General features: G+C 72.1%; 6 protein-coding genes. 1 reads left to right on the top strand and 5 read right to left on the bottom strand.

The annotated features are described in order from the left end of the window. Positions 1-25: 25 nt before the first annotated feature. The 5 genes from ggt to ACFU7Z_RS32305 form a co-directional block, all read right to left on the bottom strand. Positions 26-1,816 carry a gamma-glutamyltransferase gene (ggt, locus tag ACFU7Z_RS32325; protein ID WP_380781406.1) on the bottom strand — a complete coding sequence of 597 codons (1,791 nt, stop codon included), beginning with the start codon at positions 1,814-1,816 and terminating at the stop codon, positions 26-28. A 139-nt stretch (positions 1,817-1,955) separates the two neighbouring features. Beyond that, entirely contained in the window at positions 1,956-3,062 is a 1,107-nt protein-coding gene (locus tag ACFU7Z_RS32320; RefSeq protein ID WP_049654486.1) for an ROK family glucokinase, read from the bottom strand. Beyond that, positions 3,059-3,961: an ATP-binding cassette domain-containing protein gene (locus ACFU7Z_RS32315; RefSeq protein ID WP_234348494.1), complete on the bottom strand. Its 903-nt coding sequence runs from the start codon at positions 3,959-3,961 to the stop codon at positions 3,059-3,061. The genes ACFU7Z_RS32320 and ACFU7Z_RS32315 overlap by 4 nt, the downstream gene beginning before the upstream one ends. Positions 3,962-3,999: 38 nt before the next feature. After that, on the bottom strand, positions 4,000-5,046 hold the full coding sequence (locus ACFU7Z_RS32310; protein ID WP_380781404.1) for an ABC transporter permease: 1,047 nt from the start codon (positions 5,044-5,046) through the stop codon (positions 4,000-4,002). Further along, a complete protein-coding gene (locus ACFU7Z_RS32305) occupies positions 5,043-6,062 on the bottom strand; it encodes a sugar ABC transporter substrate-binding protein (RefSeq protein WP_049654482.1) in 1,020 nt (339 codons plus the stop codon). The genes ACFU7Z_RS32310 and ACFU7Z_RS32305 overlap by 4 nt, the downstream gene beginning before the upstream one ends. 311 nt (positions 6,063-6,373) lie before the next feature. Between ACFU7Z_RS32305 and ACFU7Z_RS32300 the strand changes: the two genes are divergently transcribed. Beyond that, on the top strand, positions 6,374-7,507 hold the full coding sequence (locus tag ACFU7Z_RS32300) for an esterase family protein (protein ID WP_049654481.1): 1,134 nt from the start codon (positions 6,374-6,376) through the stop codon (positions 7,505-7,507). The last annotated feature ends 35 nt before the right edge of the window (positions 7,508-7,542 follow it).

The raw sequence follows: 7,542 nt of genomic DNA, 5'->3' as shown, positions 1-7,542 counted from the left end.
GCCCGGCACCGACAGGCCGGCCCGGTCAGCCCGCGGGCCGGACCACCGCGGCCGAGCCGCCGCCGCGCCGCACCGGCTCGGCGGCGGCCACCCAGCGGCCGTCCGGCAGCCGTTCCACGCCGGTGGCGGCACCGATCTCGCCGCCGTTGACGAAACTGTGTCCGAGGCCCTCCAGCGCGGCCCGCTCGGGCAGCGCCAGGAAGGCGGGCTCGGCCTGGGTGGTGGCGCTGTTGCGCTGGCTGGCGCGCGGGGCGGCGATGGCCTGCTCCAGGCTCAGGCCCCGGTCGAGCCGGCCGAGCAGCACCTGGAGGGTGGTGGTGATGATGGTCGCGCCGCCGGGGCTGCCGGTGGCCAGCAGCGGCTCGCCGTCGCGCAGCACGACCGTCGGGGACATCGAGGAGCGCGGCCGCTTGCCCGGGCCCGGCAGGTTGGGGTCGGGGACGCCCGGGGCGAGCGGGGTGAAGTCGAAGTCGGTCAGCTCGTTGTTGAGCAGGAAGCCCCGGCCGGGGACGGTGATGCCGCTGCCGCCGGTCTGCTCGATGGTGAGCGTGTAGGAGACGATGTTGCCCCAGCGGTCGGCGACCGTCAGGTGGGTGGTGTTGGGGCCCTCGTACGGCTCGGGGACGGCCTGGCCGGTGTCGGCGCAGGGGGCCGGGTGGCGCGGGTCGCCGGGGGCGAGCGGGCTGGTCAGCGCGTGGTCCGGGCTGACCAGGCAGGCCCGGGAGGCGGCGTAGCGCTCGGAGAGCAGTTCCCTGGTGGGGACGTCGCTGAAGGCCGGGTCGCCGACCCAGCGGTTGCGGTCGGCGAAGGAGATCCGGGAGGCCTCCAGGAAGTGGTGGTAGTACTGGGTGCCGCTGTACGTGGAGACGTCGCCGCCGTCCTCCAGGATGTTGAGCGCCTCGCCGACGGTGGTGCCGCCGGAGCTGGAGGGGGCCATCGCGTAGACGTCGTAGGCGCCGTGGGAGACGTGGGTGGGCGCCTGGTCGCGGACCCGGTAGTCGGCGAGGTCGGTGGTGTCGACCTTGCCGGGGCGGGCGTTGCGGCCGGACGCCGGGTCGACCGGCGGGTGCTGCACGGTGTTGGCGATGTCCTTGGCCAACTCACCCTGGTAGAAGGCCTTGACGCCGTCCTTGGCGAGCAGCCGGTAGGTGGCGGCGAGGTCGGGGTTGCGCAGCACGCTGCCGGTCTCGGGGGGCTTGCCGTTCGGCAGGTAGAGCGCGGCGGTGGCCGGGAAGTCCTTGAACCGGGCGTAGTTGTCGGCGGTCTGGCCGCGGAAGGTGTCGTCGACGACGAAGCCGTGGTCGGCGATCCGCTCGGCCGGTTCGAGGTTCTGGGCGAGCGAGCGGGTGCCCCACTTGCGCAGTGCGGCGTCCCAGGTGGCGGGGGTGCCGGGGATTCCGACGGACAGGCCGCTGGTGACGGCGTCGGCGAAGGCCAGCGGTTTGCCGTCCTCCAGGAACAGGCCGCTGTCGGCGGTGCGCCCGGCCGTCTCCCGGCCGTCGATGGTGTGCACCCGGCCGGTGGCGTGGTCGTAGTAGACGAAGTACCCGCCGCCGCCGATGCCGGAGGAGTACGGCTCGGTGACCCCGAGGGCCGCGGCGGCGGCGACGGCCGCGTCCACCGCGTTGCCGCCCTTGCGCAGCACCTCGATGCCGGCGGCGGTGGCGTCGGCGTCGACGGTGGCGACCGCTCCGCCCCGGCCCACCGCCTCGGGCGCCTTCGTCGGCGGGGTCGCGGCGCCGGCCGGTCCGACGCCGGACCAGACCAGCGCGGTGGCGAGCAGCAGTGGTGGTGCGAGACGGGTCAGAGCCCTCATCCGATTCCTCCTGAGTCTGCGTCAACTCAGTTGTTCCACAGGAGGGATGATCCGACAACCACACCGCGCCGCTACCAACGGGTAGTTGGCGGGGCGGGCGGGGGCGCCAGGAGAACAGCCGGCAGGCGCCCCCACCCCGCTACAGCGCGCTGCGCTCCACCCGCCGCCGCTTGATCGTGCGGAAGCGCCGCGCCACCTGCCGGGCCAGGTCGGCCGCGCCGACCAGGCCGGCCTCGTTGCCGAGGGCGGCGTGCACGATGGCGGCCTCCGGGCGGAAACCGCGCCCGGTGAGGGTGCGGCGGAAGGTGTCCCGGGCCGGACCGAGCAGCAGGTCACCGGCCTCGGAGACCCCGCCGCCGATCACGAAGCGGCCCGGGTCCAGCGCGGCGGCCAGGTTGGCGATGCCGACGCCGAGCCAGGTGCCGACCTCGTAGAGCAGCTCGGTCGCGACCGGGTCGCCCTCCTGGGCGGCCTCGGTGACCAGCGGCCCGGTGATGCCCTCGACCGTGCCGCCCGCCCGGGCCAGCAGCGGCTGCACCACCGGCGACTCCTCGGCGACCAGCTCGCGCGCGTCGCGCACCAGGGCGTTGCCGGAGGAGTACTGCTCCCAGCAGCCCCGGTTGCCGCACGGGCAGCGGTGGCCGCCGGGCAGCACCTGCATGTGCCCGAACTCGCCCGCCAGGCCGTACTTGCCGCGGTCCACGTAGCCGTCCCGGACCACCGCGCCGCCGATGCCGGTGCCCAGGGTGAGCATCACCATGTGGTCCTCGCCGCGCCCGGCGCCGAAGCGCCACTCGGCCCAGGCGGCCGCGTTGGCGTCGTTCTCCACGATCACCGGGAACCGCAGCCGCTCGCTGAGCGCCTCCCGGAGCGGCTCGTTGCGCCAGTTGAGGTGCGGGGCGAACAGCACCTTGGAGCGGTCGGCGTCGACCCAGCCGGCCGCGCCGATGCCCACGGCGTGGACGTCGTGCCGGTCGGCGAGCTGGAGCACCAGCTCGACGATGACATCCTCGACCACCTTGGGGCTCTTGCTCTTGTGCGGCGTGTCCGTGCGCAGCTTCTCCAGCACCTTGCCCTCGCCGTCCACCACCCCGGCGACCACCTTGGTGCCGCCGATGTCGACACCGATCGTGGGCAGCCGCAGTATCCCGGCGGGCAGGGCGCGGCGGCGGCGCTCGGCGCGCGGGCCGAGGCCGAGCAGGGTCGGCAGGACGGGTGGCCGGGTGCTGCCTTGGGAGCCGGTCACGGCTGCGGACGCTCCTCACGGGTGTCGGGTTCTCGGGGGTCGGATTCTCCGGAAGCCGATTCTCCGCCACCGGGGAGTCCGGTGCCGGAGCCGCCGGGGGCGGAGCCACGGGGGTCGGAGAGCGACGGTCGGGCCAGCTCGTGCGAGAGCTCGGCGAGGTCGGAGCCGCCGGCCATCTCGGTGGTGAGCTGTTCGAGGCTGATCTCGGCACGCGGATGGCTGCCCGCCATCCGGCCCCGCCGGAGCAGGGTGAAGTGGTCGCCGACCAGGTACGCGTGGTGCGGGTTGTGGGTGATCAGCACGACCCCGAGCCCGGCGTCGCGGGCGGCGGTGACGTACTTGAGCACCACCCCGGACTGCTTGACGCCGAGCGCGGCGGTGGGCTCGTCCAGGATCAGCACCTTGGCGCCGAAGTGCACCGCGCGGGCGATCGCCACGCACTGGCGCTGCCCGCCGGAGAGGGTGCCGATCGGCCGGTCGACGTCGTACAGGTCGATGCCCATCCGCGCGAGCGCGTCGCGGGTGGTGGCGCGCATCCCCTCGGCGTCCAGCCGCAGGCCGCCCCAGCGGCGCATGCCCTGCTCGGAGCCGAGGAAGAAGTTGCGCCAGACCGGCATCAGCGGGACGACCGCGAGGTCCTGGTAGACGGTGGCGATGCCGCGGTCCAGGGCCTGGCGCGGGGAGTCGAAGCGGACCGCCTCGCCGCCGACGGTGACGGTGCCCTCGTCGTGCTGGTGCAGCCCGGAGATGATCTTGATCAGGGTGGACTTGCCGGCCCCGTTGTCGCCGAGCACGCAGCTGATCTCGCCGGCCCGCAGGGTCAGCGAGACGTCCTGGAGCGCCCGGACGGTGCCGTAGCTCTTGCCGACGCCGTCGAGGGAGAGCAGTTCGGTACCCATGGCTTCCGTGTTCGTCGCGGCCCCCGTGAGGTCCGTGTTCATCGCGGCCCCCGCTCGGCCCGGCGCTTGACGTAGGCGTTCAGCAGCGCGGCCAGCAGCAGCATCGCGCCGAGGAAGAACTTGAACCAGTCCGGGTTCCACTGGGCGTAGATGATCCCCTTGCTGGCCATGCCGAAGATCAGCGCGCCGAGCGCGGAGCCGACCACCGAGCCGTAGCCGCCGGTGATCAGGCAGCCGCCGATGACCGCCGCGACGATGTAGATCAGCTCGTTGCCGACGCCCTCGCCGGACTGCACGGTGTCGAAGGAGAACAGCAGGTGCTGGCCGAGCACCCAGGCGCCGAAGCCGACACCCAGGTACAGCAGGGTCTTCGTCCGGGCGACCGGCACGCCGACCGCGCGGGCCGCGTCCGCGTCGCCGCCGACCGCGAAGATCCAGTTGCCGAAGCGGGTGCGCAGCAGCACCCAGCTGCCGACCACGAGCAGTCCGAGCCACCACCAGACGGTGGCCTTGATGGTCAGCCCGCCGACGGTCACCTCGGAGGCGAACAGCCAGCGGCAGGCGGCGAAGCCCTCCATGTCGGAGATCGACTTGGTGGAGACGGTGCCGGAGATCGCCTTGGTGACGCCCAGGTTGGCGCCGGTCAGCATCAGGAAGGTGCCGAGCGTGACGATGAAGCTGGGCAGCCTGGTGCGGCCGAGCATCCAGCCGTTGAACCCGCCGATGGCCAGCGTGGTCGCCAGCGAGACCAGCACGCCGACCCAGGTCACCGCGGTGAACTGGTACGAGACCATCGAGGAGGTCAGCGCGGCGGTGGTGACCAGCACGCCGGCCGACAGGTCGAACTCGCCGCCGATCATCAGCAGCGAGACCGGCACCGCCATGATCCCGATGGTGGAGGCCGCGTACAGCACGGTGCCCAGCGAGGAGACCCGCAGGAACGGTTCGGCGACGACGGCGAAGACCGTGAAGACCGCGACGGCGGCGATCAGCGAGCCCAGCTCGGGGCGGGCGAGGAGCCGCCGCAGGGCCGGCGGACGGCCGTCGACCAGGCCGTCGTGGGCGAGGAGGTCGGGGGTGCTCACCTGGTCCCCCTCGCGACGTACTCGGCGAGCGCGTCGGCGTTGTCCTTGGTCAGGATCTGCGGACCGGTCTCGACGGGCTTGCCGCCGCCGAGCATGTTCAGGTTGTACTTGTACAGCCAGACCAGGTCGACGCCGGTGTAGCCCTGGAGGTAGGGCTGCTGGTCGACGGCGAAGCCGACGCTGCCGGACTTGAGCCCGGACACCACCTGCGTGCCCAGGTCGAAGGTGTCCAGCTCGACGGTGCGGTGGGCGTCCTGGACGGCCTGGAGGCCGGTGGCGGCCATCGGGCCGGAGAGGGTCAGCACGGTGTCGATGGACGGGTCGGCCTGCAGCTTGGCGGAGATCGCGGCGCGGGCGTCGGGCATGTCGACGCCGTTGACGTAGAGCACCTGGAAGGCCCCGCCGGACTTGGACTGGGCGCCGGAGCAGCGCTGCTCCTGGCCGACGTTGCCCTGCTCGTGGATCACGCAGAGCACGTTCTTGCGGCCGCGCGAGGCCAGCTCGGTACCGGCCGCCTGGCCGGCGGTGGACTCGTCCTGACCGATGTGGGTCAGCGCGCCGAACTTCTGCGAGTACTCCTGGCCGGAGTTGATCGTGATCACGGGGATGCCGGCGGCCTTGGCCTTGCCGAGGACGTCCGCCATGGCGTCGCCCTTGGCGAGGGTGACCAGCAGGCCGTCGACCTTCTGGTCGATGGCGGCCTGGACGAGCTGGACCTGGTTCTGGGTCTGCGCGTCGTTGGAGTACAGGAAGGTGATGTTGTCCTTGGCGGCGGCCTGCTCGGCGCCCTTGCGCACAGTGTCCCAGAAGGCGTCGCCGGCTCCGGCGTGGGTCACCATGGCGACCTTCCAGCGCGGAGTCGAGACGGCGCCGCCGCCGGTGGCCGCGGCCTTGGCGCGGGCCTCCTCGGCGCGTCTGCCTCCAGTACTGCTGCAACCGGCCACGGCGACCGCGAGTGCCAGGACGGCACACGCGGGCCAGAGGCGGTGGGACGGGCGAAAGCGGGTGATGCTCATCCCCATAGTCTCCCTGCCCGTGCCGCGCGGTATCGCACCGCCTCGCCCGGCAGCGCGAACGGCCTGGGAGGTAAGGTGCCCCGGGGGACCTTTCCTGGTAGTTCGCTGAACATCTGGTCCGGACGACGTCCGTTCGGGTGGCAGACTAGGCGCCGATCCGAAGGCGGTTCATCACAAGAAAGTGATGTTCCTCTCAGGTTCCGCACAGATTCGGACGGCAACCGATCACCGGTCCATCGCCGTCTGATGCCATTGACGTGCGTTCGGGCGAGTGGGCCCCGGGCGGCGTGCGACCCGGATACGAGAACTCGATGGAACTGACAGGTACGCCATTCTTCCTCCTCACCGTCATCCTGGTGCCGGTGTCCATCACAGTGGCGTTGCTGTTCTGGGGGAAGGTCGGCGGCCCGCAGCCGGTACGCTACCTCACCCGGATCGTCATGATCATGTTCTGCCAGGTCACCGCCGTCCTGATGGTCTTCGTGATGGTCAACAACGCCAACCTGATCTACGGCAACTGGGACGACCTGCTCGGCACCGGCAACCACGTCCGCGCGGTGCCCGTGGTGGCGCCGGTCGACCCGGCCGCGGCCGCCGCCGGCGGCCAGGGCGCCGAGCCCGCCAAGGAGCCGCAGAAGGTCAAGCAGAGCTTCGGCGGCGTGAACGACCCGCTCGTCCCGAACGACGTGCAGCGGACCGAGCTCAAGGGCCAGGTGTCCGGGGTCGACGGCGAGGTGCTGGTCTGGCTGCCGCCGCAGTACAACGACCCGGCGTTCAAGGACAAGAAGTTCCCCGTGGTCGAGCTGATCCCGGGCTACCCCGGCTCCTCCTCCACCTGGTACGGCACCCTCAAGGTCTCCGAGCAGCTCAAGCCGCTGATGCAGCAGGGCAAGGTCGCCCCGTTCATCCTGGTCTCGCCCCGCACGAAGCTGCTGAACAACCAGGACGCCGGCTGCACCGACATCCCCGGCAAGATCAACGCCGACGCCTGGGTCACCCGCGACGTCCCGCAGATGGTGCTGGACAACTTCCGCGCGGACCCGTCCGCGGACCGCTGGGCGATCGCCGGCTACTCGGCCGGCGCGCACTGCGCGGCCAAGCTGTCGCTGGCCCACCCCAACCGGTACCGGGCCGCCATCGCGATGTCCGGCTACAACGACCCGGCCCAGGAGCCGGACTCCCTGGTCGGCAAGGACGCCAAGCTGCGCGAGGCCAACAACCCGGTCAACATCCTGAAGACCGCCCCGCAGCCGCCGAAGGTCGCCCTGCTGGTCAGCGGCTCCAAGGGCGACGGCTACGAGGACGGCGAGGCGATCCGCGCCGCGGCCAAGGCCCCGACCACCGTCCAGGTCGAGGAGGGCACCGGCCCGCACACCACCGAGCAGTGGAAGAAGATGGTCCCGGCCGCCTTCCAGTGGCTGACCTCGGTCATCCCGGTCCAGTAGGCCGGCCGGCAACAGCGAACCGTACGGGAAGGGCC

The organism is Kitasatospora sp. NPDC057518 (assembly GCF_042802075.1).
Lineage (GTDB): Bacteria > Actinomycetota > Actinomycetes > Streptomycetales > Streptomycetaceae > Kitasatospora.
This window is presented reverse-complemented; position numbering and strand designations above follow the sequence as displayed.

What these genes read in the sequence shown, in the direction of transcription:
- ACFU7Z_RS32305 (WP_049654482.1), bottom strand. Translation starts at nt 6,062, where the DNA reads ATGAGCATCACCCGCTTTCGCCCGTCCCACCGCCTCTGGCCCGCGTGT.
- ACFU7Z_RS32315 (WP_234348494.1), bottom strand. Translation starts at nt 3,961, where the DNA reads ATGGGTACCGAACTGCTCTCCCTCGACGGCGTCGGCAAGAGCTACGGC.
- ggt (WP_380781406.1), bottom strand. Translation starts at nt 1,816, where the DNA reads ATGAGGGCTCTGACCCGTCTCGCACCACCACTGCTGCTCGCCACCGCG.
- ACFU7Z_RS32300 (WP_049654481.1), top strand. Translation starts at nt 6,374, where the DNA reads ATGGAACTGACAGGTACGCCATTCTTCCTCCTCACCGTCATCCTGGTG.